We start from the raw sequence: 26,616 nt of genomic DNA, 5'->3' as shown, positions 1-26,616 counted from the left end.
ATTGGAGTGAATCCTATGAAATATACTAATTCCCTAGAAGGAATAACGGAAGAAATGTTGCAGGGGTTCTTTGTCGACTGGCCCAACCCACCTAGTCCGAAGACCCATTTAAGCTTGTTAGAAAAAAGTAGTCATGTCGTGATAGCAATTGATGAGGAGCAAAATCAGGTGGTTGGTTTTATTACCGCCATTAGTGATGGCATTCTTTCCGCTTATATTCCGCTTCTTGAAGTTCTACCTGCATACAAGACGAAGGGGATTGGCACCAAATTGGTGGAGCACATGCTAAGTGATTTAAGCCATCTTTATATGATTGATTTAGCATGTGATGATGACCTAGTCCCTTATTATGAACGATTTGGGATGCAAAAGTCTACCGCTATGATGCTACGAAACTATGACCGTCAGTCTGGTAATTAACGATATGGGGACTTTTCTATGACACCGGAATTAAAATTACGCCCACTTGCTTTAGCTGATTACGATGTGGTCCTTCGCTGGAGTAGGGATGATATATTTTGCTCGTATAATGGATGGGCGCTTCACCGGGACCCAGAGGAATTATATCAGTGGTGGAAGCATTGTGTGGAAAGGAATAAGAATAATTTTGTTCGCCTAGGGGTGACGTGGCAGGACCAGCTCATTGGTTACGCAGATTTGGCAGAAATAGCGGACAATGCGGCGGAATTAGGAATTGCTATCGGAGAGCGTCGTTTATGGGGAAAGGGACTTGGGTATCATGCCTGTAGGAAGATGATCGATTATGGTTCTGAGAACTTCGGGATTACGACGTTTTATGCAGAATCCCACGAATCCAATACCCGTTCTCGCAAAATGCTGGAGCGACTAGGGTTTAAAGAAATTAGTAGAATTGGTACGGATAGCTATTTAGGTGTGGATACCCAACTAATTCAATATCAATTAAAGTAGAGCCAGGACCTGATATGGGTCACTGGTTTTTTAGTTTTTACGAATATATGTTCTTGTTTTTGCTTTGAAACTAGTTTATAATTAATAATAGAAAATTTCTGAAAAGTGGTGTTTCCCATGAAAAATATCCTATCCGAAGATGCGTTACTAGAAGAAATATTGGATACCGTCCGCTCCCGGTTTCCTATCGACTTCTTCCAGGCTGAACCGATTAAACGAGGTTGGTTAAATTTAAAATGGAAAGTCCACACCGATCAAGGGGAGTTTCTACTCAAGCAGTATAACAAAGACCGATTGAAAAAGTATTCGATTCCGCAGCTCAAACAAATTTTCACCCAACAAAACCGTCTCCATCACCTTGGCTTCCCTTGTCCCGAATTAGTTTCAAATCAGGATGAGGTCTTCTTCCAAACATCAAGTGGCGAACAATTTATCATGATGGAATTCTGTTCAGGTCAGTTAGCTTCACCCGGTAAGTTAACCGATGAGCAACTATACTATTTAGGATTTTACACAGGAAAAATGCATTCCTTATTAAACGATGGGAGTTTACCTCCTAAAGCAAAACCCGTTTTCCTCCCTCCTACTAAAGAAGAACGGATTACCTATTGGAATAAGATATATGAGGAAATTGATCAAGCTAAGAAAATAGCACTCTTACCGATCATAGAGAAACAATTGAAGTTGACGGAAGCTTTTCCATTGGATCAGCTTCAGCTTGATTCTATAGGCTGGTGTCACCGCGATTTATGGGTAGATAATCTATTATTCCAAGATAGTCATCTGTCTGCAATACTTGATTTTGACCGAATGGACGTTGACCATCTTCTATTGGATGTCGGACGGGCTGTTCTCTCTGGGGCATTGGATGACGATTCGCTTCGTATCGACGGCGTAAAAGCCTTTGTCCAAGGGTATGGCCATTTCTATCCGACTGGAGTTCGGTTTATTACGGATGCCTTAATATTAGTATGGTACTTAGAGAGTGAATGGTGGTTGGATGCAAAGATGGATGTTCGTCAAGGTCCACCGAAACGATTTATACAGGAAATGTTCTGGCTTTCCGAACATCTTCTGGAGTTAGATGAGATGTTAGAAGGAATATAGCATTCCCATTTCCCGGGAAATATCGACATACGTTGTCGAATCAGAAAGGAAAGGAAGTTACGCTAATGTATACATTTTTTCAATATAATTGGCAGGTTCGGGATGAGTGGTTTACCTGGTGTGAACAACTCACTAAAGAAGAACTTTTAAAAGAACGGATTGGGGGACATCACAATATCCTCCATACGTTATTACATATTATCGATGTGGAATATAGCTGGGTCCGTGCGATGCAACAAAAGGAGGATATCCCGTTGGATTTCAGCAGCTACGGGGAAGTTCATCAGGTTAGAGAATTATCTCACCAACGTCGGGATGAAATAAAGGGCTTTTTACAATCCGATGAGGCAATCTCTCATGAACGTGTTACAGCGCCTTGGATGGAAGGTAGTTTTACACGCAATGAAATTCTCCATCATATTATTGCACATGAAATTCATCATATCGGCCAGCTATCGATCTGGGCTAGAGAGCTCAATCTGAAGCCTGTGTCGGCCAATGTGATTTTTCGGGGATTATTTTAGGAGGCGAGAGTTGGTATGATCGTGAAAACGAGTGATGACGTAAATCTACATGTTGAACGAGAAGGAACTGGCATGCCATGTCTATATCTTCATGGCGGGCCTGGATATTGGAGTAAATCCTTTCAGCATCTTGCAGGGGATTTACTACATAAGGATCTAAAGCTAGTCTATTTAGATCAACGAGGGTGCGGACGGTCTGACTTAGCAGAGAATGGGGATTATACATTGGACCGGCTACTCCTGGATTTGGAGGAGGTCCGATTGGAGCTACAAATAAAAGAATGGTATGTGATGGGGCATTCCTTTGGAGCATTGCTCGCCATGAACTATGCACTGAAATACCCTAATGCAGTGAAAGGGATTATTCTTTCTAATGGGACATTGCATATGAAGGAATCCTTTGCACATCAGATTCAGAAAGGACGGGAACTACTTGGGCTAGAGCAGGACAGCATTAATGCCGAGGAATATCGTATCCCCGATTTAGTAGATACGTTCTTTTCCACCGTCATGCAATTAATGGAGAAAAATCTATTTTATAAGCTTCAATATCAGTCTATTGCGGATAAGGAAAAAATGGATGAAATAGATGCTCAATTAGACACCCAACCAGATTTCCAGCAGCATATTTTTTCTTCTGAGGAGTATTTTCAAGACTTTAAAAAGCTTACACCACTCATAGCTAAACCTGTACTAGTATTATCGGGGAAATATGATCATGCGATTGGACCGGACCATCAAGAGGGGTTTGATTTTAAAGATGCGATTTTTCAACCATTAGATAGTGGACACCATCCATATCTTGATTGTCCAGAAGAATTTAAGAAGGCTGTTATAGGATTTGTTACGGCTTCAAAATAGGGATTATGACTAAGTATCGAGCATCTCCTTTAGAGGTTCAAGGCAATGGAACACCTATAACCCTAGGTACTAGTGCAGTAAACAGGACATACTTTACTAGTACCTAGTAGCTAACATGATCCCCTGGGATTTCTACACGTTATCCTTTTCTTAGCGATAAGATGTTCAAAATGAATCGTCCTCCAAAGCTCATCGTCAACAATCCGAACGTAATGTAAAAGAGTGATTTATTAACATCCTGATTTTCTAGAAAGGCTACATAGATGATACCTACTACTGAAACGATAAAAAGTAAACAATTAAAAAAAGTGGCTAACACCGTAAACTTAGTCGAGCTGTTATTTTCAGCTACCATATGACAACCTCCTATTCCGTAAAGAAATTCCATCTACTACTAGTCTAAACGATTAAAGAATGGTTTGAAACTATTTTGATAGTATTTCTCTGATTCCCTCGGGTCATGGGAAAAGCTTAGCGCGACCACGTAGCGACGTATGGACTAGACTTAACTGTAGCGATAAAGGATACGCGGCGACTGGAGGAAACTGATGTTGACTTATCGTACGGAGGTGGGGGAAGTCTTGCTAGTCAGAAGTGACCGGAGCTAGACCGCTTTGACTTTATACTATCTTACCTTGTAAAAAAAGAAGATTTGCCCGTTTTCCGTAGCAAATCTTCTCATCGCTTTAATGCATTTGTACTTTATGCAAATTAGCAAAAACACCATTTCGTTTCACTAATTCATCATGTGTTCCTTCTTCTTCGATTCCTTTTTTCGTCACGACCATAATGCGATCTGCATTGCGAATGGTCGCAAGTCGATGGGCAATAACTAGTGTCGTTCTATCTTTGGCTAAATCATTTAATGCTTGTTGAATAATCATTTCTGTTTCCGTATCTAATGCGGACGTTGCTTCATCCAGAATTAGAATTGGTGGATTCTTTAGGAACATCCGAGCAATTGCAATCCGCTGTTTCTGACCACCGGATAGCTTCAAACCACGCTCTCCAACTTGAGTATCATACCCGTCTGGTAGTTCATTTATGAATTCTTCTAAGTGTGCTCGTCTCGCAGCTTCGCGAATTTCCTCTTCTGTTGCATCTAACTTACCATAGGCGATATTTTCACGCAGTGTACCAGTAAAGAGGAACACATCCTGCTGCACAATCCCAATATGCTCACGTAAGGATCGCTTCGTCATATCGCGAATATCTATCCCATCAATCGTAATTTGCCCACTATCCACATCATAAAAACGTGGAATTAAGGAAGAGATCGTTGTTTTTCCTGCCCCAGATGGACCAACAAAAGCGACCGTCTCTCCTGCATTAATATGGAAATTCATTGCTTTTATTACCGGGCCTTGGGTTTTCTCATAGCCAAAGGTGACCTTATGGAAAGAGATATAGCCTTTTAAGTTCTTCACTGGCTTAGCATTTGGTCTATCCTGCACATCCGGCTCTGTATCAAGAATATCAATAAATCGTTTAAATCCTGCCATTCCTTTTGGATACATTTCAAGTAAGGCACTAATTTTATTGATTGGGTTAAACAATACATTCGTAAATAAAATAAAACTTACTAATTCCCCATAGGACATATGGTTGTTAAAGGTTAGCCATGCACCGTAAACTAAAACAATTAAAACAATTAACCGCATCATCATGTAAATGTTGGAATGAACAAATGCCATGATTTTATAAGCGCCAACCTTTGCTTTTCTAAAGTTGTAATTATCTTTTGTGAAACGGTTCATTTCGTAATCTTCATTTGTAAATGATTGGACAACACGTACACCAGAAACAGAGTCTTCCACACGTCCGTTTACCTCTGCAATCTCTTCATACATGGATTTCCAAGCCTGATTCATTTTGATATTACTATATGTAATTAACCAAATGAGGATCGGAACGATAATCAAGATGATAACCGATAAATGGAAATTAATATTGAACATTAGGGTAAATGCACCAACAAATGTCATAAATGCGATAAATAAATCCTCTGGTCCATGGTGGGCAAATTCCCCGATATCAAAAAGGTCATTGGTGATTCTACTCATAACATGTCCTGTTTTCGTATTATCAAAAAAACGGAATGACTGTTTTTGTACATGCTGGAATAAATCCTGGCGCATGTCGGTTTCAATATTGACACCAAGCTTATGACCCCAATAGGTCACGACATATTGCATAAACGTACTTAATAAATAAACCGCTAATAGCGATACACTAACAAGCACGATTATATCCCAATTTTCAGTAGGGAGTAATTTATCGATAAACTGCTGTACGGCAATTGGAAAGGCTAATTCCAAAATAGCTACAAACACCGCACAAGTAAAATCAATAATAAAAAGCCTTTTATGAGGCTTATAGTAAGAGAAAAAACGTCTTAACATCTGTTGCACTTCCTTCTGTTATTAGATAAACGCCCATTCACTCTAGGAGTTTTTCTTAGCAGTCGGAAAGGATTCCTATTCTTTCCTATCTACCATAAACAAAACACTATAGAATCAGCGTTTCTCAATTCAGTCTCTTTTTATACTATACATTTTTGTTCACCAGAAGGAAAATGTTATGATTAGAATTTTTCAAGAAGTGAAACTTTTGATTACTTGTCAATTTTGTCCACCTTTTCGCATACATTGTAGGGAGTATCATATCGTAAAGGGGGAGATTCCGATAAAAGTGTCCTTGAATATGGCAACCTGGCTTTGTTACGCGGTTGGTTATGTGTTTATTACTTCTGGGGTAATGAAGTTAATCAATACCGATTTTCGAGCTACCTTTCATTCTCTAGGTGTCCCATTTCCTGAAACGACCTTATTCCTAGTAGCGATTATCGAATTAGGCTGCGGGGCATTAATAGCGGGTGGGATGTATGTTCGAAAAGCAAGCATGCCTTTGCTCGTAATTATGGTGGGGGCGATTTATTATTCAAAACTACCGTTGATAGCGGTAGATGGTTTTCTTGCTTTTGCCTTCCAAGCTCGGCTAGATATTGTACTTCTTATTTTGCTTCTTTTATTAATCAAGCATGTCCCGGGAAAAAGTTTTAGAGGAAATTCAGATATTAACAGATTATCAACTTAGTTTTGTTAAGTTATACACATTTTTATCCACATATGCACAAATGTTCGCAGATATTTTGTGTTTTCGATTTTATTTGACACAAAATATAGATTGCACCCTGATTTATACACATAATTTGTGAATAACTTTTTGAAAATGGGGATAAGTTGTGGGTCTTTACACAGAAAACATGAAACTTAGCTGTGAATAAAACAGCATCCTGACTCTTCACTTGGAATCAAGATGCCTTTTTCTGTCCTTATCGCTGTACATCTAATGTTAACGTTGTTTCGATTTTCTTACCTTCTCGGTAATACGTCACCTGAATTTCATCCCCGACTTCTTTTTCCTGGTACAGGATTTTTCGTAAATCAATCATATTCATGATTTGTCTTCCATCTAGATGGGTGATAACATCCAGTCGGTCTAACCCTGCTTGATCTGCAGGTGAGCGCGGCTCCACACTCCACACATACACGCCACCTTCCACTTTACTTGGAAGATTTAGCGTCTCAGACCATTCCATTCTAGGGATCTCTTCAAGCGAATAAATTTCTACTCCTAAGTATGGTCGTTTTACTTGTCCGGTTTTTTCTAACTCATCCATAATGGGCCTTGCCGTATCAATTGGGATGGAAAAGCCTATTCCTTCAACCGCTTCCTGGTTAATTTTCATCGAGTTAATACCAATGAGCTTGGCATCCATATTAATTAAGGCACCACCACTATTACCAGGATTAATCGCTGCATCCGTCTGAATAACCTCGGCTTGCCAATCTGCTCGACCATCTAAATTAAAATCCTGTGGTATCGTCCGCTGTGTCCCGCTCACAATCCCTTGCGTCACAGACCCAGAAAACATATGCCCTAACGGATTGCCAATCGCAATAACAGGCTCTCCAACCTTTAAATGCTCCGTTGATCCAAGCTCGATCGTCCGGTCTACATTAGTCCCATCTATCCGTAATACCGCCAAATCAGAGAACAAATCCGCTCCCAAAAGCTCGGCCTGTAATACCGTGTCATCATTGAGCATCACCTCAATGTCATCCGCCCCCTCAATGACATGATGGTTGGTGACGACATACGCATAGCGGGAATCTTTTTTATAAATTACCCCAGATCCCGTTCCCGCTTCACTCTCCTGCTGTTGCTCCCAAAAATCGGCCTTATGCTGTAGATTCGTAATCCCAACCACAGTAGGCGACACAACCTCCACCACCTCTGTGATGCGCGTGGAAATATCTAAGGAAACGAGCTGTTCCTTCGTGTTGTTTACCATATTCGTATGATCATTATCCTCTTGCCCCATCTCTTGGATTCTCGGAACCGCTATCGCCATCACTAGCACCCCAATAGCGACACCGAGCAAAATAGGAAGCCAATTATTTTTTCTCCTTCGATGGGGATTCGGTGGATAATGTTGATCGTAGTAACCCATATAATAGCTCCTTTATATCGAATTCCAGTTTTTATTATGTTCTGTTTTGATTGGAATAAACATGAGGTTGCATTTAGTAAGAAAATATAATAGATTTTTAGTAGAAAGGATGTGGCATATGGAATATAAAAAACGAACCAAACCAGTGGAACTAGCGGTCCTGGAAATCTTGCAGAACAGAATGGAGTTATCAGAGAAGGACAAACAGTATTTACTCCATTTGCAAAAAGGCTTTGAAGGAGAGGTGATGTTTGATACCGTGACGCGAGAGCTGGATCTAGATTGTTATGTACTGAATGATTTATTACTCCAGGTCAACCATACAACATTTCAAATTGATACCCTGATTATTGCCGACAGAATTTACTTATATGAAATCAAAAATTACGATGGAGATTTTTACTACGATACAGACCGCATTTACCGACATAAACTCGAAATCGCAAATCCACTTACCCAGCTCAACAGAACCGAAACCCTCCTTAGACAATTACTCCAGACCCTCGGAATGAACTTCACTCTCCATGCTTCCGTTGTTTTTATAAACCCCGAGTTCACCATGTATCACGCACCATCTGATAAACCTATCATTTTTCCTACACAACTAAAGCGCCATGTAAAACAACTTAATACCCTCTCATCCCGGCTAACCAACAAACATCATGCACTTGCCAAAAAGTTAGCTTCCCTTCATTTGAAGGATTCTCCTTATTCCAAGATACCAAAATATGAATATGAGGAGCTGAGAAAGGGTGTTAGCTGTAAAGTCTGTGGGAGGATCAAACTAGGAGTTGAAGGTAAACATTGTATTTGTTCCCATTGTAATCACAAGGAGTTCATTGACGATGCCGTTTTACGAAGTGTAGAGGAGTTAAGATTGCTATTCCCAAATAAAAAAATCACCATTCCCCTTATCTACGATTGGTGCAGAATCACCACCTCTAAGAAAAAACTCAGAAGAATATTAACAAAAGAATATACTTTAATACACGTCAACCGATGGTCTTACTATCAGTAACTTAGTTCAAAAGGGATTCACTACTCCCTTTTGAACTTTTTTTCTATAGGGAGATTAACTCACCAGAAAAGGAGAATGAGCTCAGACTGCTCGTATGTGTTCGTTAGCTTAAAAAAGGTATGGATAACGCTTATTTTGAAGATATTTACCGGGAATACTCTTCCTCTGTTACCTTTTCTTCTCGGCTTAACCTGATATGGTCACTGACGGCTTCTCTCTGTTACCTTTTTCGTCTCACTCCACTGAAAAAGGGCTCTGATGCTCTTCCTCTGTTACCTTTTTATCCTCGACCAACTGAAAAAGGGCTCTGATACTATCTCTCTGTTACCTTTTTCGTCTCACTCCACTGAAATAGGGCACTGATACTCTTTCTCTGTTACCTTTTTTGACTCGCCCAACTGAAAAAGGGCTCTGACACTCTTCCTCTGTTCCCTTTTTCGACTCGCCCAACTGAAAAAGGGCACTGATACTCTCCCTCTGTTACCTTTTTCGACTCGCCCAACTGAAAAAGGGCTCTGATACTACCTCTCTGTTACCTTTTTTGACTCGCCCAACTGAGAAAGGGCACTGACACTCTCCCTCTGTTACCTTTATCCCCGCTACCATCCAAAAAAGGGCTCTGACTGCTCCCCTCCATCCCATCCACACAAAAAAAGAGCGCCCGACCCCGGTCGCTCTCCCAAACCAAACTCAAACCCAAATCCCAATCCTACCCAACTTCAAACATTGCTGTTGGTACGGCTGGGTCGGTATCGTGTAAATCTATCTTTATGCCTCGTTCCTCTAAGATGTTTCCTACTGACATGCGGGCGAGGTCTTTCATGTTGTTGTCTTTACTTAAGTGTGCGAGGTAAATTCGCTTTGTATTGTTATCAATAATATCTGTTAAAGCTAGTCCACAGTCTTCGTTCGATACGTGGCCGGAGTCGCCTAGGATACGGCGTTTGACGCTCCATGGGTAACGGCCCATGCGGAGCATGCCGACATCGTGATTTGCTTCAAAGATGTAGGCGTCGGCACCTTCTACGGTTTTCTTAATTCGCTCGGATACGTATCCTAAATCGGTAACCAGTGCTACCTTTTTCCCGTTATTGCGGAAGACATAAAACATCGGCTCTGCTGCATCGTGAGAGACGCCGAATGATTCCACATCGATGTCACCGAATGTTTTTACTTCTTCCATATTAAATATAAATTTCTGGTCGAGCGATAGCTTACCGATGGAGCCCTCCATCGCCTTCCAGGTTTTTTCATTTGCATAGATTGGTAGATTATACTTTCTCGCTAGAATCCCTAATCCCTTAATATGATCACTGTGCTCATGTGTGACGAGAATCCCGGATAAGTCTGACGGTGAAACGTGAACATCGCTAAAGAGCTTGTCCATTTGTTTTCCGCTCAGGCCCGCATCCACTAACAGCTTCTCTTTATCTGATTCGATATAAAAAGCATTTCCCGTACTCCCGGATGCTAGGACACTAAAACGTAATGCCATGTTGATTCACTCCGATTGCTCTAATTTGCTAGACATTAAGTCTAGCATTTCCTGTTTAAAATCTTCATCTCCTGCAATTGCTAACGTATTATCGATACTTAATTTGATTACATTATCGACAAATTCATTGTTAACTGGAATAACTTTTCTCTCAAATGCGTCCACTAAACGACTACGAGATTCATTGATCGTAAATTTCCATGTTGGAACTAGTACTTGACGTCCACTATCAGAAGGGAAAAATGTATGGTAACCAAGTTCAAAACCTGTCACTTCTTCATTGGAAAATAATGCGTTTTTATTATATAGCTCTCGAATCGCAGATAGAGGTTTTACTACCGACTCTTCCGCATTGATTACTTCCAGTTCTCCCAAATAGGTTTGCATATAGCCAACTATTTCGTCGTTATCATTTAAGAAGGCGAGGATCATGCCATTTTGATTATAGTAAATGGTGCGAGTATCCTTTTTCTGAAAGAATATCATCACATTCCGATCACTATCCCAAGAATCAAACGTATACTCATCCCCTAAGTATACCGTACTAGCAAGCAATTGTTCTATTTCTTCCTCTTTAGCATTTTCTGGAACAGCAAAAGGCGTTTTTAAATAGGCAAGAATAAATCTATCATTGACAACTACCACATCCTGATCTTCTCTAGTGGTAATTTCCGCTATTTCATCCTCGGTAAATTGTTTTGGCTCTGTAGCCATTAAGGATTCATTCGGTACCGATTCAGGTAAATTTTCTGGAATGGTTATGTTTTCTATTTCCAGAAATGCTTGTTCCTCTGTTGACGTCGATTCCAATAAGCTTACATCATCCTGCTTTTGCACGACTAAAACGATCAAATATATATCAAGAAGTAAGAAGGAAAGGATAAATAATGATTTTATTTGACCCCATTGCATCCTTAACTCACTCCTTTCTAGGTAGGTTATCGTCTAGATTTACTTGCTGCCACCTATCATGAACTTTAACGTACCAAGCAGGTGTTAAACTAATCGCTATATCAGAAAGAGGGGTTAGTCGATACCCAATTTTAATATCTTGAATATCAGCCAATGAATAAATGGAATCCTCACCCTTCAACCAATTAATTAGCTTTTTACCAGAAGGGATTCTATATTCCTCTCCCTCTACTACATAAGAAATAGAAAATAATGGTTGCCTGTGCTCTATTATCTCCGTACTTGTTAACCGTTGTTCAATCATCGTAACATTATCTGGGTGAAAAACAGGATACCCCTTATAGTACATCAGATACTGAATGTCATTGTATAGCGTGTCAATATTCTCTAGGTGATACTGATTTGGCCAACCATTGAACCCGTTAATCTCGGAAATACTTTTATCTAATATCTCTATTGCGGTCATCGGATTTCTAGTTGCTTGCGCATAAATGAATTCCATACTTCGAATACTACTCTCTTGATTAAAAACTTGCATTGATCTAGGACCATCCTGATACCAAAGCGTCTGATCTGCTGTAACATTCTCTATGACCGCTGAAGGATCTAAGAATAACGCATTCTTTAAAACAGAATAAGGCAATTTTTTGATCCTTAGATCATATTTCATTAAATTACTAGGTTCTATCGGAACAAAGATCGGGTAGTCCTCAGACTCTAGCATCGTATACTCTTCTAAATCGGTTAAGTTCGAGATAGTACTATATAATAGATCGTATTTTTGAGCATTATTTACATCTGCTCGTAGCTGTGTTTTTCCATCCACCGAAAGAAAGCTAAATGTCATCGATTGTTCGCTTTCATTAAACGTGACATAAACCCGTTCAAAACTCCCATTTTCTGGAACGTTAAATTCATCCGGATTATTTACTGTAAAAAGGTTCGGAATGACATCCATCGGTAATGCCTCTGGGAAAATTAATTCTACTAAATATCCCTGTGTTACATTCGGCCTTCCATTTGCCTCCGTTATACGGAAGTTGTATAGAACCCACGAGGTCATGTCCTTAAACAATTTCGTACTCTCTTCTGGATTGGAAAAACTAAAGTAATTATTTTCATATTTACTAAAAATCATTTGACTAGGCACCACGAGTGAGTTCCTAGTTTCCGTCGTACCACCTAAATCTAATTCGTTTGGATCTAATAATTGCTCTTCCTCTAACGTTTCTTTATCCGGATTATAATTCCACAGGCTATAGGACAGAATAAGGCTAATTCCGACTAGTATAGCTAAAATATATGTCTTGATTACTTCTAGCTTCATGAATTATTCCTCCGCTTCTTACCCATTAGCGGGAGCGTAAATAATATCGTCGTTCCTTTGCCTTCTTTACTTTTTGCCCAAATTCTGCCGTGGTGTGCTTCTACTAATTCCTTCGAGATAGCAAGACCTAATCCGGTACCGCCAAGCTTTCTCGTACGTGCTTTATCCACTCGGTAGAATCGTTCAAAAATCTTCTCCAGCTTGTCATAAGCAATTCCCATACCTTCATCCGTAATAGAAACTAAGATTTGATGTCTTTGTTTGATTACGCGGCAAGTAACCTTGCCACCCTCAGGGGAGTATTTAATAGCATTTGAAATGATATTATCAATGACCTGGATTAACTTATCCTGATCGATCCAGACAAAGAGCTTTTCATTTGGTAATTCCCGAACAATCTCAATATGCTCAGGCGAGTTCATTTCAAATCGATCAATAACATGATGGAATAGCTGGATAAAATCGGTACGTTCTTTTTGTAGCTGATGCTCTTTATTATCCATCTTAGAAAGATGTAATAAATCATTGACCATGCGAATCATGCGTTCTGTTTCGTTTTGTGTTACTTCCAAGAATCTAGGCGCGATAGCTTCATTTTTCCACTCGCCATCTATTAATGCTTCCATATAGCTTTTCATCGTTGTTAATGGTGTTCTTAGCTCATGGGATACATTCGATACAAACTCTCGACGCTCTTGTTCTATTTTTTCCTGTTCGGTAACATCACTAATTACCGTAATAAAGCCCGTAACTTCATCATCCTCATCGGTTACCGTTGAGAAGTTCGCCCGAATGAGGAAAATATCATCGTCTTCACTAAAGTCAATAATCATGGAGCCATTTTCCGGTAATTCCGATGGGTCTACTACTTTTTCATCTAGTTTTAATACATCCATAATGAGTTGGCCATATATCTCTTCTGGATTCACCCCTAGAAGGATACCTGCTGGCTCGTTCATTAAGGTTACAGCACCCGTCTCATCGGTTGCGATTACCCCGTCAGACATATTTTCAATAACAGAGTTTAATTTTCTCGTTTCTTCTTCTGTTTTCGCATAGGAGTGTTTTAGCTGATCATTTAAATCATTAAACGCGATGGCTAACTGCCCGATTTCATCGGTACCATAAACATTAACCTTTTGCGTAAAATCACCTTTCCCCATAATTTGGGCCTGCCTACGCATTTCCATAATTGGCTTTGTGATGGCTCTTGCCACTAATATTCCAAGTATGGCAGATACTAATATCGCCCATATTGTCCCCTGATAAAAAATTTGATTGATTTCCGATAATTGATCATAGATGTCTTGTAATGATGCTTCTAAATAGATGACACCGACCATTTTTTCTTCGTTATCAAATAAGGGGGTTGCTTGAACGTGAATACGATTCCCGTCTGAATCTTTTCTATCCTGAACCTGTTCATCGGAGAAAAGTAATACTTTTTGAATGATGTCTCGCGTATCTTTTTTGCCAATCTTATCCTGCTGGCTATAGTTGTTGGTAGCTAACACCTTACTTTGATTATTGACAACGATTAAATTCCACGAGCTATCGGTTTCGATATCTCCAATAATCCCCTGGACATCCTCTTGGATAGTTGGTCCTTCTTCAACGGTGCGTTCTTTATTAAAAGCTTCCTGTAGATAATGGCTTAACACTTCGATTCTGCCATCGATGGAGCTCTTAAAATTAGACGTTAACTCCCTTTCCAAGGAAGTAGTAAAATAAGAACCGATAATCTGGATGGCTAATAAGATTAGCAAGATATATATAAGGATTAATTTTAACTGTATCGAACGGAAAAAGCCGACTTTATGCATAAAACCTACTCCTGATCAGGATTACGTAAATAATATCCAACACCACGTCGTGTCACAATCCACGCTGGGTTACTTGGATTCTCCTCAATTTTCTCTCTTAGTCTTCTTACGGTTACGTCGACCGTACGAACATCACCAAAGTAGTCATAGCCCCATACCGTTTCTAGCAAATGTTCTCGGGTCATAACTTGCCCGATATGGCGTGCTAAATAATGTAAAAGTTCAAATTCGCGGTGGGTTAGCTCGATTTCTTTTCCATCACGTGACACCGTATAGGCATCCGGGCGAATCGTAAGGGATCCAATCGTAATATCTTTGTTTTCTCTTGTATCATCTTCCGGTACTTGCTGTTGTCTGCGAAGATTGGCTTTTACCCGGGCAATTAGCTCTCGGTTACTGAATGGCTTGGTAACATAGTCATCTGCACCTAATTCCAGACCCAATACTTTATCAATTTCAGAATCCTTAGCTGTTAGCATAATAATAGGCATCGTTTTCGTTTTACGGATTTCACGGCATACCTCATTGCCATCTTTATTCGGTAGCATAATATCTAATAAGATTAAATCTGGATTTTCTGCTTCAGCTAATTTAATTGCTTCGTCACCATCATTTGCCACGACTACTTCATAGCCTTCTTTTTCTAAATTGAATTTCAATATATCTGCAATTGGTTGTTCATCATCTACTACTAAAATTTTCTGTGCCATATTAACACATCCTTTTCTTCTTTATTCATTATATATATTCAAAGTTAGTTGTTTATTAGGTTGGTATTCCTTTATTTTAACGTACTTTAAGTTAAATGTCTTGTTTCTAAAGACCGATGTAGGTTGTAACAGCTTTATAGAAGAAGGCTAACTTGGTCTAAGCTTTCCCTCTTGCAACAATTATATGAAGATAAAAACTATCACCAAAAACGCTGACTCATTCTATCATCATGAGTCAGCGTTTTCTAATGCTATTTCAAATAGTCTACAGGGTTTTCTAATTTGCCATCTTTATGCACTTCAAAGTGTAAGTGAACACCGGTTGAATTTCCTGTTGAGCCCATGACACCGATTTGTTGGCCTTTTTCAACGGTTTGTCCGACCTCTACATCAATCGATGAAAGATGTGCATAAATGGTTTTCATGCCATTATTATGGTTAATTTCAATCTTGTTTCCAAATCCACCTTGATAGCCGGCAGATACAATGGTTCCATTATCAGCAGCTAATATAGAACGATTCGATGGCCGTGCAATGTCAATTCCCTTATGGTAGGATCCCCAACGATTTCCCATATAGCTGGAAATGTATCCGCCAACCGTTGGCCAGGATAGGTCGCCAGTCCCTCTGGATGGGATTACTTTGGTTCCTTTAACAATGACTTTATTAACCGGCTCTTTCACCATTTCTTCATCTACTACATCCGTAGCTGCTACTTTGCCATTACGAATTTTGATGGCATAATGAACGACTTTCTCACCATCAGAGCCTTCTTGCTGTACTTCTTCCTCGCCTTTATATAACTCGTCCGATTCAACGATTTCGGTTTCAAATGCAATGTCTTCCTTTTTCTTCTCTTCCTTTGTCACGATTACATCAACAAAGGGCTTTAACTCTGTTACATGAAGCTCTTGTCCGATTTGAAGAAGCGAATCTTCTTTAAGTGATGGGTTTAACTTTAGCAATGTTTCTATCGTTAAATCGTATTGAGAGGCAATCTCCCCTAATACTTCTCCTTCTTGAACCGCATGTGTCTCTTCTTTAAGGGTGCCTTTTTCCAGTAATGCCAGACCGTCTGCTACTGTTAAAACCTCTTTCGGATTCACTTTTTTAGTAGAATATGAAACATCTTCCGATAATGTAACGTCTACTATAGTAGATTCACCTATCTCTAGGTCTACTGGTTCTTTTGGTGTATCACTCGACGCTGATTTAGCAGCTTCTAGTAAATCTAATGTATCTTTATCCGTATACGTTAGTTTATAATCTTCTATTACCTTATGGGCGTCTTGCTCATTTTCAAAATATCCTACTACTTTATCACCAATGGTTAGCTCAACTGCTTGAGCTTGAACAGAAAGATGATTTTCTAGATATTCCTTAATCGAGTCGTTGTTATAGGTTGGATTAAACACTAATTCGGAGACTAATTTAACGTCTTCTCCGATGCTTAGATCAACATCCTGATATTTTTCTTCCTCTTCTTGAAGCTTGGCATCGATAACTTGGTTAACTATTTGTTCATCACTTACCTGGCCGATATATTCGCCATTCACATAAACATGATGCACCTTGTCTACCGTATCTTTCTCCTCCGCAAAGACGACTCCTGTCGCTAAGACGGTTACCAACCCCGTACTAATGATGGCCTTCTTAAGCAGACTATTTTTCTGCTTAGCTTGCTTTCTTTTTCCCGAGAACACATGCTTTCCCCCTATTACTATATGTAATATATATAAAATGATTATTTTTTTATAGATTAAAAGACCTATGTTTACCCTCTACTAATCTACCATAATCCTATAGGGGAAGGAACATCATCCGCCTTTTTGTAACCTAATTGTATAATAAGCAACATAATTTTCAAAAATCACTGTATTTTTATCCGATTTCTGTTGAAAAATGGGATATTTATTCCATTTTTATACATTTTGTTTACATTCGTGTAACACGTTCTTGAGGGGGTCGTCTGCGGTTCGTCTATGATAGAAAATCGGCCATTTATGCCAATAAAAAAAGAGAGCATCTCTGCTCTCCTTCAGCTTAATTTCCATATACACTGCGAACTTGGTTTGTCTGTGTTCTGTCCGGTCCTACTGAAAAGATGGATAATGGAATTTGGGTTAATTGTGATATTCTTTCTAAATAATGACGTGCATTCGCTGGTAGTTCATGCAAGCTCTTCACATTCGTAATATCCTCTGTCCAACCAGGCATTTCCTCATAAACTGGTTCACATTCTGCTAGTACCTTAAGGCTTGCAGGGAATTCTTCCATGATCTCGCCTTTATATTTATACGCGACGCAAATCTTCAATGTTTCAATTCCAGTTAATACATCGATGGAGTTTAATGATAAATCAGTAATTCCGCTTACTCTTCTTGCATGGCGAACGACGACACTATCAAACCAACCAACACGGCGTGGTCTTCCTGTTGTCGTACCATATTCGCGACCAACCTCGCGAATTTGATTACCAATTTCATCATGTAGCTCCGTCGGGAATGGCCCATCTCCTACACGCGTTGTATAGGCTTTAGAGACACCAACGACATGCTTAATCTTCGTCGGGCCAACACCAGAACCAATCGTTACCCCACCAGCAATTGGGTTAGAGGATGTTACAAATGGATAAGTACCTTGGTCAATATCCAGCATAACCCCTTGTGCACCTTCAAATAGAACGCGACGGCCTTCATCAAGCGCCTCATTTAACACAACGGAGGTATCACAAACATACTTCGCCATTTGTTGTCCATATTCATAATACTCTTCTACTATATCTTCCACATTTAATGGCTCTACTTCATATACTTTTTCAAATAAACGATTCTTTTCTTTTAGGTTCTGCTCCAACTTCTCACGGAACACCTCTTTATCAAGTAAATCCGCAATACGAATTCCTGATCTTGCTGCTTTATCCATATAAGCTGGTCCAATTCCTTTTTTCGTTGTACCAATTTTATGGATACCTTTTTCTTCTTCTTGCAATATATCTAATTTCAAATGATACGGTAAAATAACATGGGCACGATTTGAAATTCGTAAATTATCGGTTGAAACATTTCTCTCATGTAAATATGCAATTTCTTCAACAAACGCTTTTGGATCGATGACCATACCGTTACCTAATACACAAATCTTTTCTTTAAAGAAAATTCCAGATGGTATTAAGTGAAGCTTATACGTAACTCCATCAAACTTAATCGTATGACCAGCATTATTACCACCCTGATAACGAGCAACCACTTCTGCGTTTTGTGATAAATAATCTGTAATTTTTCCTTTACCTTCGTCACCCCATTGGGTTCCAACTACTACTACTGAGGACATAGCGCACCTCCATCATTTTATACATTATATGTATTTGGTTTAATTCCATTGGTAAGTGTACCAATGTTTCAGCTAATAGTCAATGTAAACACGAATAATAATTTGATTTATCCATATATCGTTCGGCAATTTGTAATATTATTATCATGTTGGTGAGATACGAGTTATTATGGTTAGTTTAACTCTATCGTGGTGGAATATCCGCTTTATTTATCGTACTAGTAAAAATAAGCAAGGGGGGGATGGGAAAAACAGAACACGAACGTTATTTTTATAGCCACGAAAAAACAGCCTCTCTCAAGGCTGTTAAGCATGAATAGGTTCTGGTGGGATATCACTAGCTTGATAGCGATGATCCAAATCCACGAACTTATTGTATTCTTTTACAAAGGCTAATTCTACTGTTCCAACTGGACCGTTACGTTGTTTAGCCAGAATAATTTCTATAATGTTCTGTTTCTCCGATTCTTTATCATAATAATCATCACGGTATAGGAAGCCTACGATATCCGCATCCTGCTCAATACTTCCAGACTCCCGGAGGTCAGACATCATCGGGCGCTTGTCCTGACGTTGTTCTACACCACGTGATAGCTGTGATAATGCGATTAATGGAACATTTAATTCACGAGCTAATCCTTTTAAGGAACGAGAGATTTCCGATACCTCTTGTTGACGGTTTTCCCCAGGCTTACCACTACCTTGGATTAACTGAAGATAATCGATTAAAATCATTCCTAAGCCATGCTCTTGCTTTAAGCGACGGCATTTGGAACGAATTTCACTTACACGGATACCTGGTGTATCGTCAATAAAGATTCCCGCATTTGATAAACTTCCCATTGCCATCGTAAGCTTGGTCCAATCATCTGGCTCGAGTGTACCATTACGTAGACGCTGGGCATCAATATTTCCTTCTGCACAGAGAATACGTTGTACGAGCTGGTCGGCACCCATCTCCAAACTAAATATCGCAACATTTTCATCCGTATTTACGGCAACATTTTGCGCAATATTTAAGGCGAATGCCGTTTTACCTACAGATGGTCGGGCTGCCACAATAATTAAGTCATTGCGCTGGAATCCAGATGTCATTTTATCTAAGTCACGGTAGCCTGTTGGGATACCAGTGACGTCTGCTTTATTACGATGAAGCATTTCAATCTTATCGTATACTTCAATTAATACATCCTTGATTTCCTTGAAGCTACCCGTATTCTTACGACCAGAAACCTCGAGAATACTTTTTTCCGCTTCGTTTAAAACATCCTCTACCTCGTCTTCCCGGGCGAATGTTGTAGTGACAATATCCGTTGCCGTTCGAATGAGACGACGAAGAACTGCTTTTTCTTCCACGATTTTAGCATAGTATTCAATGTTTGCTGCAGTCGGTACACTTTCTGCTAACTGTGTTAAATAGGAGACACCACCAGCTTCTTCGATTTGCTTACTATCTGCTAATGACGTCGTAACCGTTACTAAGTCAATTGGTTCTCCTCTATCCGATAGCTTAAGCATCGTTTCAAATATGCGCTGGTGACTTGCTCGGTAGAAATCGCCTGGCAAAAGTAGCTCAGACGCTGTTGAAAATGCCTCTGGTTCAAGAAAGATGGCTCCAAGGACAGCTTGTTCCGCCTCTATATTATGTGGCGGAGTTCGATCGTTCCACTCACTCATGATTTATTCCTCCTTTAACCGTAAGCATCGGCAACTTACTGTTCCACAACATGTACTTTAACCGTCCCCATAACTTCCGGATGAAGTTTAACCGGGACATTGGTATATCCTAAAGCACGAATTGGTTGATCCAGCTCGATCTTCCGTTTATCAATTTTAATCCCATGGTCTTTATTTAAACTATCGGCAATTTGTTTACTTGTAATGGAACCAAATAATCTTCCACCATCACCAGATTTAGCGTTCAATTTAACTTCTAAGCTTTCAAGCTTCGTTTTTAATTTTTCCGCTTCATTCTTCTCTTCTTGCTCTAATTGCTTGGATTTGCGTTTTTGTGCTTCCAAAGCCTTTAAATTCCCAGGTGTAGCTTCTTCTGCTAATTTATTTTTTAATAAAAAGTTTCTAGCATAACCATCTGAAACATTTTTAATTTCACCTTTTTTACCTTTACCTTTTACATCTTGTAAAAATATTACTCTCATTCTATTTCTCTCCCCTCGTAATACTCATCTAATATATCTTTTAAAAGTGCTTCTGCTGCTTCAATTGACATATCCTCTAATTGGGTGGCTGCATTCGTTAAGTGACCTCCACCATTCATTTGCTCCATAATGATTTGAACATTGATTTCCCCTAATGACCGGGCACTGATTCCAACCCTGCCATCACTGCGCTCTGCAATAACAAAGGAAGCAGAAATGCCCGTCATAGTCAGCAATGTGTCTGCTGTCTGTGCAATTAGTACCGCCCCGTAGATTTCACCGGGGTCTGCTTTTGTAATTGCGATCGTGTTACGATAAATCTCCGTTCGTTCAATTAGTTTACTCCGTTTCACATATAAATCCAAGTCTTCCTTTAAGAACTGTTGCACCAGAACGGTGTCTGCCCCTTTCGCTCGTAAATAAGAGGCTGCATCAAAAGTTCTAGAGCCAGTTCGTAACGTAAAGCTTTTCGTATCGACAATGATACCAGCCAGTAATGCCGTTGCCTCCAGCATCTTAAGCTTCTCGCCTTTTGGCTGATACTCCAGTAATTCCGTCACTAGTTCGGCAGTTGATGAAGCATATGGCTCCATATATACCAATGTAGGATTATCAATAAATTCCTCTGCACGGCGGTGATGATCAATGACTACTTTGTATTCTGACTTACCTAATAGTCGCTTACTTACTACCATAGAAGGCTTATGGGTATCGACTACAACAATTAAGCTTCTACTTGTAATAAGGTCCTCAGCCGTTTCTGGGCTCACAAAATGCTGCCATAAATTCGGCTCCGACTTAATTGCCTCGACTAAACGATTGACCCCTGTCGTTACATCATCCGGATCAAATACAATATACCCGTCTACTTGATTGGTTTGGGCAATATTCAATATTCCTATCGCAGATCCAATCGAATCCATATCAGGAGCTTGATGCCCCATAATAATGACACGATCACTTGCTTTGACGAGATCTCGTAGTGCATGGGAAATTACCCTAGCCCTTACACGCGTTCGTTTTTCCATTGGATTGGTTTTCCCACCATAGAAGCGAACTTTTCCAGAATCGTCCTTTATGGCCACCTGATCTCCCCCACGTCCTAGCGCAAGATCCAAGCTAGACTGGGCAAGCTTTCCTAACTCTGGTAATGGTGCATTTCCTACACCTACACCAATACTTAAGGTGATCGGGATATCTAATTCACTGTTAAATTCATGCATTTCATCTAATATATCGAATTTCGTTTTCTCTAGCTCTTGTAATATTTCCTTCGTTCCAACAGCTAAGAAACGGTCCTGTGACGTTCTTTTTAAATATAAGCCATTATCCTGTGACCATTGATTTAAAAAGGCTGTTACTTCCGAGTTTAGTTGGCTCTTTATCGTATCATCCATGTTCTGGGTAATTTCGTCATAGTTATCAAGAAAAATAATAAATAATACCGTTTGTTCATTTTGGTATAAGGTTTCCAGTTCTGCTTGTTCTGTACGATCAAATAAATAAATTAATCGCTCTTCCCTACGGATTATCCCTTGAAACTCAAAATCCTCTAAGCGAATACGAACTTCATCATTATTCTCTTTTATCATCGGAATAAGTTCCTCTGAAATAACATTTAAAGACTGACCAACAATCGTATCCTCTTCGGTAAACTGATTCATATATTGGTTCGTCCATTCCACAGTATAATCTTCACTAAATAAGATAATCCCAATCGGCATCTCTAATAACGCTTCTTCTCCTACCTTTTTAACACGATAGGATAACGTCGCGATATATTGCTCCGCTTCATCGGACAGTTTTCTTTCTCGTTGAATCGTATAATAAAACGACACCATTAAAAGCACGGTCATGATAATCCCGAGTATCCATTCATAATACCATATGACTCCAAGTAAGATGACAGATACAGCATATATCAGCCATAAATGCTTGCTTAACGTTGGTCGTTTCAACTTATCTGACATTGAACATTCAGCTCCTATTAATGAGCGCTAGTATAATAATTCACTTCTATTTTACCATACGATCTCTTAGTCCAAACCCTAAATCAATTATACCCAAGATTCGTACCAACGGAAAAAGTAATGGTGCAAATATCAAGGTTACAACCACCAGCACAATGGGGATGGCAATTGATATGTTTTTATGATGGGAAATAAAGAAAATAAAGGAAAATCCTTGTATCGCCATGAACAATCCAGTAAGCATCATGACATTTTGTAAGGCAACAACCAATGTTCCATCTTGCTCACCTTGGAATAATATCAAAATCATTGCTAATAGGTAAATCCAAAGTATTGCTGTTGGAAAGCGCAGATTTCTGAACTTTGGAAAGCGCAAGCGCTGTTTTTCCAATCGATTTAGGATTTTATAGCTAACCCACTGATTTAATAGTGCCAGTAAAAGAGAAGCAAGCACAACAAATACAGGTACAAGTTGTTTATACAAATTCAACTGCTGCTCCATGACAGTAAACTCTGCGTCTGCTTCCATTCCAAGCTGATTAGCCATATCTTTACTTAATTCTAATACCTCATCTGCTTGTTGAGAAAATTCCTCTATTACATTTATATTTAGTACAAAAAGCAAAAACACAAAGGTCAAGAGCAGACCTACAGCAAATCCAATCGTTCCCCTTGCCCATGTTTCATATGGGGTTAATTCACGATGAATCGCTGTTCCTATCATGACACCACCTATTCCCACAACGATTGGGATAGGTAACACGATAATAGAAGCAAACAGTATCGATAATATGGTCGCAGCCCCTAGCATAATCAAGGAAGGCTTCCAATCATATTTAGCGGCAAAAATAATAAATGGAACAGCTAGTAATAGCATCGTAATTACTGATAATACCGGAATAAAAATAGATACTAATAATAATACGATATATATCGCTGTGAGTAGTGTTCCATCTGTTAATTGTCTTGATTTATTCATCCAATATGCACCTCATGCTTTAAAAAAAGTTTATTATAATATGATAACATGTTTAATTGTGTAACTGGTAATAGAACTGAGTATCTTTGAGCGATTGCTTCTATAATGAGGGCATTGGTGAAGTAGAAGAAGAAAATTCGGTAATTGTTCAAGCTTTATATGACAACTTCCATTATAATATAAAGGAAACCATATTTAAAGGATTGAAAATAATGCTTTTATGGAAAACATTTCTATTAAGTATCAAGCTCCCAGCAAAAAAGGTTGTCTTTCAATTAAACCGAATTCCGATGGATATAACGGTTTTTTATATGTTTATTTTGCTATTCATCGTTTCTATTCCTTCTTTAATTGATCAGCTAACTAGATCTACCGGGATAGGCTCTGATATGAATGTCATTTTTAAACTTATTTACTTCTTTATTTTTTACTATTTGCCGTTAACGATTATGGTATTTCTATTTATTACCTTCCTTGGCTATCTCTTTACATGGGTTGCGAAGCTTATGCACCGTAAGCTAAAGCTACAAATTTTATGGAAGATGATTGCGTATACGACCACAATCCCGTTTATACTTTATACGGTAGTGGCCCTAATTTACCCAATTGAAGATACGTATTTATTGTTATCTTTAGTTTGGACTCTCGTGCTGTTGTTTACCATTATTAAGGTTTATCCGAAGAGAATGATGTCTTAAATAAATGCTCAAATAAATGATTCCTACTTGTCATACTATACAAATGAGTAATACATATTGGTTGTCCATTACCACTTTGGAAAACTCAAAAGGGGATAAATGATGGAATTACTAACAGAAAGACTAAAATTAATTCCTTGTACCAAAGTGTCAATATCCATGTTAAGCACGTCAAAAGAATATGAAATGGGTCAACATATAAATATGTACTTAGGAGAACTAAGAGAAGATCCTACTCTATTGGGTTGGGGTGTATGGTTTGTGATAGATCAAGAAAATAACAACATTATTGGTGATATTGGTTTTAAGGGAAAACCTAACTCAGCAAACACTGTTGAAATTGGATATGGAATTGTACCTTCCGCACAAGGGAAAGGCTATGCAACGGAAGCTGTTCAAAAACTTGTAGAGTGGGCTTTTTCAAATAAAAACGTAACGAAGATAGTTGCTGAATGTCTTGATGATAACGCCCCTTCAATAAGAGTGCTAGAAAAATTACAGATGAAGCGAATTGGCTCAGAAAATAATATGTTAAAATGGCAATTGGAAAAGTAAACTTCATTAGTGCGGATACAGGAAGAGGCTGGGACAAAACTAGCCAGAAAGTAATAAAAAACTGGTTCTAAGCGATTGAAAATTGCTTGGAACCAGTTTTTTGAAATCATTTCCATTTCCTAAACTAGATTTACCCATTTTGGCGGTATACTTCCTCAAGTTTACCGCCATAAGCGCAAATCCTAATTCATTTATCACTTTCTCTTTTCCTCTAACAGACATTCGAGTGAAACCCAAATTAGCCTTCAGAAATCCGAAGACTGGCTCCACATCGATTTTACGTTTACCGTAAATTTCACCAGTTTTCTCGTCTGAAAGCTTCTCCCTGACGTATTCTTTTTGAGATTCCCACTTTTCATTGAGATATACTTTTCGATTGTTTCCCTCTTTCGCCTTTGTACACATGGAGCGTAAAGGGCATCCGGAACAATCTTCGCATTCATAGACTTTAAATTCGCGTTTAAATCCGTATTTGTCGGTTCGATGGGACACATGGCTGAATAATAATTTCTTTCCATTCGGACAAATGAATGCATCATCCTCTTCATTGTATTCCCAATTGTCTACATGAAAAGCATTGTTTTTGTGTTTTCTTTTCTTCTCCTTTCGATACTGATTATATGTAATAAGAGGTGTTCTATTTCTATTATTCATAATATCTTCATAGTTTTGTTCACTACCATACCCTGCGTCTGCCACGATATATTTAGGTAGTTCAAAGAAGCGTTCTTCAATCGTATTCAAAAAGGGAATCAACGTACGGGTGTCGGTTGGATTTGGAAACACATCATAAGCGAGCGCATATTGGCCTTCCGTCGCAACTTGAATATTATATCCAGCCTTCAGTTGTCCGTTTCCCATATAGTCATCTTTCATCCGCATAAATGTGGCATCATGATCTGTTTTTGAGTAACTATGGCGGTCTTCAAAAATCTCCATATCCTTTTGATAATTTTGTTTCCGCTCAATAAAATCTTCAAATTGCTTACGATATTGTTTTGGTGCTTTTCGCTCGGAACGAAGCTGTTTCCGCTCAACACCAACGTCACTCGCTTCAATTTCCTTGTCGTATGCTTCAATTTTTTCACTCAGTTTTTCCACAATTTCTTTCATTTCTTCAACCGAAAGCTCTTCGAAATCGTCCCGTTCTATTTCAGGAATGATTCGCTTCTCAATTAACTCATCGTACATTTGATTGGACTTTTCAATTAGTTTTTCACTATAATTTTCAACCGATTTTCGCCATACAAATGTGAATTTATTCGCATTGGCTTCAATCTTTGTGCCATCAATAAAAATAGCCTCTTCTTCAATTACTTCTTCCTTTACCAACTGAGATCGAAACTGTACAAAGCACTCACGTAATAACCCTTTCGCTAATGGGTGCACACGAAAGCGATTAATCGTTCTGTAACTTGGTTGATGCTCCTGAGATAACCACATCATTCGTACACTATCTTCTAATAAGGCTTCAATCTTCCTGCCCGAAAAGGCAGACTGCGTATAACCACAAAGGATAATTTTCAACATCATCCGCGAAGCATATGGCGGACGACCTGTATCTTTTCTAAGTGGTTCAAGAGCACTTTCTGGAATACTTTCTACTAAATCATTAATGGCAAAGGCAATGTCATTTTCTTTTAATCTAACTTCCAAATCCATAGGTAATACAACTTGTTTCATGTTATAATACGACATA

General features: G+C 39.0%; 24 protein-coding genes. 9 read left to right on the top strand and 15 right to left on the bottom strand.

What is annotated here, in order from left to right; genetic code table 11:
• The first annotated feature begins 15 nt into the window (after positions 1–15).
• The 5 genes from MKY78_RS10105 (at position 16) to MKY78_RS10085 (ending at position 3,422) form a co-directional block, all read left to right on the top strand.
• The gene (locus MKY78_RS10105; protein WP_339217709.1) at positions 16–420 is read left to right on the top strand and encodes a GNAT family N-acetyltransferase; all 405 of its coding nucleotides are present in this window, start codon (positions 16–18) and stop codon (positions 418–420) included.
• Between the two features lie 18 nt (positions 421–438).
• Positions 439–930: a GNAT family N-acetyltransferase gene (locus tag MKY78_RS10100; RefSeq protein ID WP_339217708.1), complete on the top strand. Its 492-nt coding sequence runs from the start codon at positions 439–441 to the stop codon at positions 928–930.
• A 117-nt stretch (positions 931–1,047) separates the two neighbouring features.
• A complete protein-coding gene (locus MKY78_RS10095; protein WP_339217707.1) occupies positions 1,048–2,037 on the top strand; it encodes a phosphotransferase in 990 nt (329 codons plus the stop codon).
• Positions 2,038–2,102: 65 nt separating this feature from the next.
• Positions 2,103–2,561 (top strand): DinB family protein, encoded by a 459-nt coding sequence (locus MKY78_RS10090; RefSeq protein WP_339217706.1) that lies wholly within the window; start codon positions 2,103–2,105, stop codon positions 2,559–2,561.
• 15 nt (positions 2,562–2,576) lie between these two features.
• Complete coding sequence (locus MKY78_RS10085; protein ID WP_339217705.1) at positions 2,577–3,422, top strand: alpha/beta hydrolase; 846 nt, start codon at positions 2,577–2,579, stop codon at positions 3,420–3,422.
• Between the two features lie 139 nt (positions 3,423–3,561).
• Here the strand turns inward: MKY78_RS10085 and MKY78_RS10080 are convergent, their stop codons facing one another.
• Positions 3,562–3,777, bottom strand: a complete 216-nt coding sequence (locus MKY78_RS10080; protein ID WP_339217704.1) for a hypothetical protein — start codon at positions 3,775–3,777, stop codon at positions 3,562–3,564.
• Between the two features lie 331 nt (positions 3,778–4,108).
• Complete coding sequence (locus tag MKY78_RS10075) at positions 4,109–5,824, bottom strand: ABC transporter ATP-binding protein (protein ID WP_339217703.1); 1,716 nt, start codon at positions 5,822–5,824, stop codon at positions 4,109–4,111.
• A 301-nt stretch (positions 5,825–6,125) separates the two neighbouring features.
• On the opposite strand from MKY78_RS10075, the gene MKY78_RS10070 reads away from it, so the two are divergent.
• The gene (locus MKY78_RS10070; protein ID WP_339217702.1) at positions 6,126–6,518 is read left to right on the top strand and encodes a DoxX family protein; all 393 of its coding nucleotides are present in this window, start codon (positions 6,126–6,128) and stop codon (positions 6,516–6,518) included.
• Between the two features lie 238 nt (positions 6,519–6,756).
• Here the strand turns inward: MKY78_RS10070 and MKY78_RS10065 are convergent, their stop codons facing one another.
• Positions 6,757–7,938, bottom strand: coding sequence for a trypsin-like peptidase domain-containing protein (locus MKY78_RS10065; protein WP_339217701.1), 1,182 nt, complete (start codon positions 7,936–7,938; stop codon positions 6,757–6,759).
• A gap of 118 nt (positions 7,939–8,056) precedes the next feature.
• Between MKY78_RS10065 and MKY78_RS10060 the strand changes: the two genes are divergently transcribed.
• The gene (locus MKY78_RS10060) at positions 8,057–8,956 is read left to right on the top strand and encodes an NERD domain-containing protein (protein ID WP_339217700.1); all 900 of its coding nucleotides are present in this window, start codon (positions 8,057–8,059) and stop codon (positions 8,954–8,956) included.
• A gap of 709 nt (positions 8,957–9,665) precedes the next feature.
• Here MKY78_RS10060 and MKY78_RS10055 read toward each other — a convergent pair.
• From MKY78_RS10055 to MKY78_RS10005, 11 genes are all read right to left on the bottom strand, one after another.
• Positions 9,666–10,451 carry an MBL fold metallo-hydrolase gene (locus tag MKY78_RS10055; protein WP_339217699.1) on the bottom strand — a complete coding sequence of 262 codons (786 nt, stop codon included), beginning with the start codon at positions 10,449–10,451 and terminating at the stop codon, positions 9,666–9,668.
• A gap of 6 nt (positions 10,452–10,457) precedes the next feature.
• Positions 10,458–11,363 (bottom strand): two-component system regulatory protein YycI, encoded by a 906-nt coding sequence (gene yycI / locus MKY78_RS10050; RefSeq protein WP_339217697.1) that lies wholly within the window; start codon positions 11,361–11,363, stop codon positions 10,458–10,460.
• A 7-nt stretch (positions 11,364–11,370) separates the two neighbouring features.
• Positions 11,371–12,690 (bottom strand): two-component system activity regulator YycH, encoded by a 1,320-nt coding sequence (gene yycH, locus MKY78_RS10045; protein ID WP_339217695.1) that lies wholly within the window; start codon positions 12,688–12,690, stop codon positions 11,371–11,373.
• Positions 12,687–14,513, bottom strand: coding sequence for a cell wall metabolism sensor histidine kinase WalK (gene walK / locus MKY78_RS10040; RefSeq protein ID WP_339217693.1), 1,827 nt, complete (start codon positions 14,511–14,513; stop codon positions 12,687–12,689). The genes yycH and walK overlap by 4 nt, the downstream gene beginning before the upstream one ends.
• 5 nt (positions 14,514–14,518) lie before the next feature.
• Entirely contained in the window at positions 14,519–15,223 is a 705-nt protein-coding gene (gene yycF, locus MKY78_RS10035) for a response regulator YycF (protein WP_339217692.1), read from the bottom strand.
• Positions 15,224–15,474: 251 nt separating this feature from the next.
• A complete protein-coding gene (locus MKY78_RS10030; RefSeq protein ID WP_339217690.1) occupies positions 15,475–16,926 on the bottom strand; it encodes a M23 family metallopeptidase in 1,452 nt (483 codons plus the stop codon).
• Positions 16,927–17,266: 340 nt separating this feature from the next.
• Positions 17,267–18,556: an adenylosuccinate synthase gene (locus MKY78_RS10025; RefSeq protein WP_339217688.1), complete on the bottom strand. Its 1,290-nt coding sequence runs from the start codon at positions 18,554–18,556 to the stop codon at positions 17,267–17,269.
• Positions 18,557–18,862: 306 nt separating this feature from the next.
• On the bottom strand, positions 18,863–20,233 hold the full coding sequence (gene dnaB / locus MKY78_RS10020) for a replicative DNA helicase (RefSeq protein WP_211740814.1): 1,371 nt from the start codon (positions 20,231–20,233) through the stop codon (positions 18,863–18,865).
• A gap of 35 nt (positions 20,234–20,268) precedes the next feature.
• Positions 20,269–20,715: a 50S ribosomal protein L9 gene (gene rplI / locus MKY78_RS10015; RefSeq protein ID WP_186871202.1), complete on the bottom strand. Its 447-nt coding sequence runs from the start codon at positions 20,713–20,715 to the stop codon at positions 20,269–20,271.
• Positions 20,712–22,685: a DHH family phosphoesterase gene (locus tag MKY78_RS10010; RefSeq protein WP_339217686.1), complete on the bottom strand. Its 1,974-nt coding sequence runs from the start codon at positions 22,683–22,685 to the stop codon at positions 20,712–20,714. Before MKY78_RS10010 ends, rplI begins: the two co-directional genes overlap by 4 nt.
• Before the next feature lie 46 nt (positions 22,686–22,731).
• On the bottom strand, positions 22,732–23,664 hold the full coding sequence (locus MKY78_RS10005) for a YybS family protein (protein ID WP_339217684.1): 933 nt from the start codon (positions 23,662–23,664) through the stop codon (positions 22,732–22,734).
• A gap of 86 nt (positions 23,665–23,750) precedes the next feature.
• On the opposite strand from MKY78_RS10005, the gene MKY78_RS10000 reads away from it, so the two are divergent.
• Together MKY78_RS10000 and MKY78_RS09995 are read left to right on the top strand one after the other, a co-directional pair.
• The gene (locus MKY78_RS10000; RefSeq protein WP_339217682.1) at positions 23,751–24,362 is read left to right on the top strand and encodes a hypothetical protein; all 612 of its coding nucleotides are present in this window, start codon (positions 23,751–23,753) and stop codon (positions 24,360–24,362) included.
• 102 nt (positions 24,363–24,464) lie between these two features.
• On the top strand, positions 24,465–24,917 hold the full coding sequence (locus MKY78_RS09995; protein WP_339217680.1) for a GNAT family N-acetyltransferase: 453 nt from the start codon (positions 24,465–24,467) through the stop codon (positions 24,915–24,917).
• A gap of 39 nt (positions 24,918–24,956) precedes the next feature.
• Here the strand turns inward: MKY78_RS09995 and MKY78_RS09990 are convergent, their stop codons facing one another.
• Positions 24,957–26,615 (bottom strand): IS1182 family transposase, encoded by a 1,659-nt coding sequence (locus MKY78_RS09990; protein WP_339213384.1) that lies wholly within the window; start codon positions 26,613–26,615, stop codon positions 24,957–24,959.
• Position 26,616: the final 1 nt, after the last annotated feature.

Origin of the sequence: Ornithinibacillus sp. FSL M8-0202 (assembly GCF_037975285.1) — a bacterium.
In the GTDB taxonomy this organism is placed as follows: domain Bacteria; phylum Bacillota; class Bacilli; order Bacillales; family Amphibacillaceae; genus Ornithinibacillus; species Ornithinibacillus massiliensis.
Note: the sequence above shows the minus strand (reverse complement) of the source record. Positions and strands in the feature narration are given on the sequence as shown.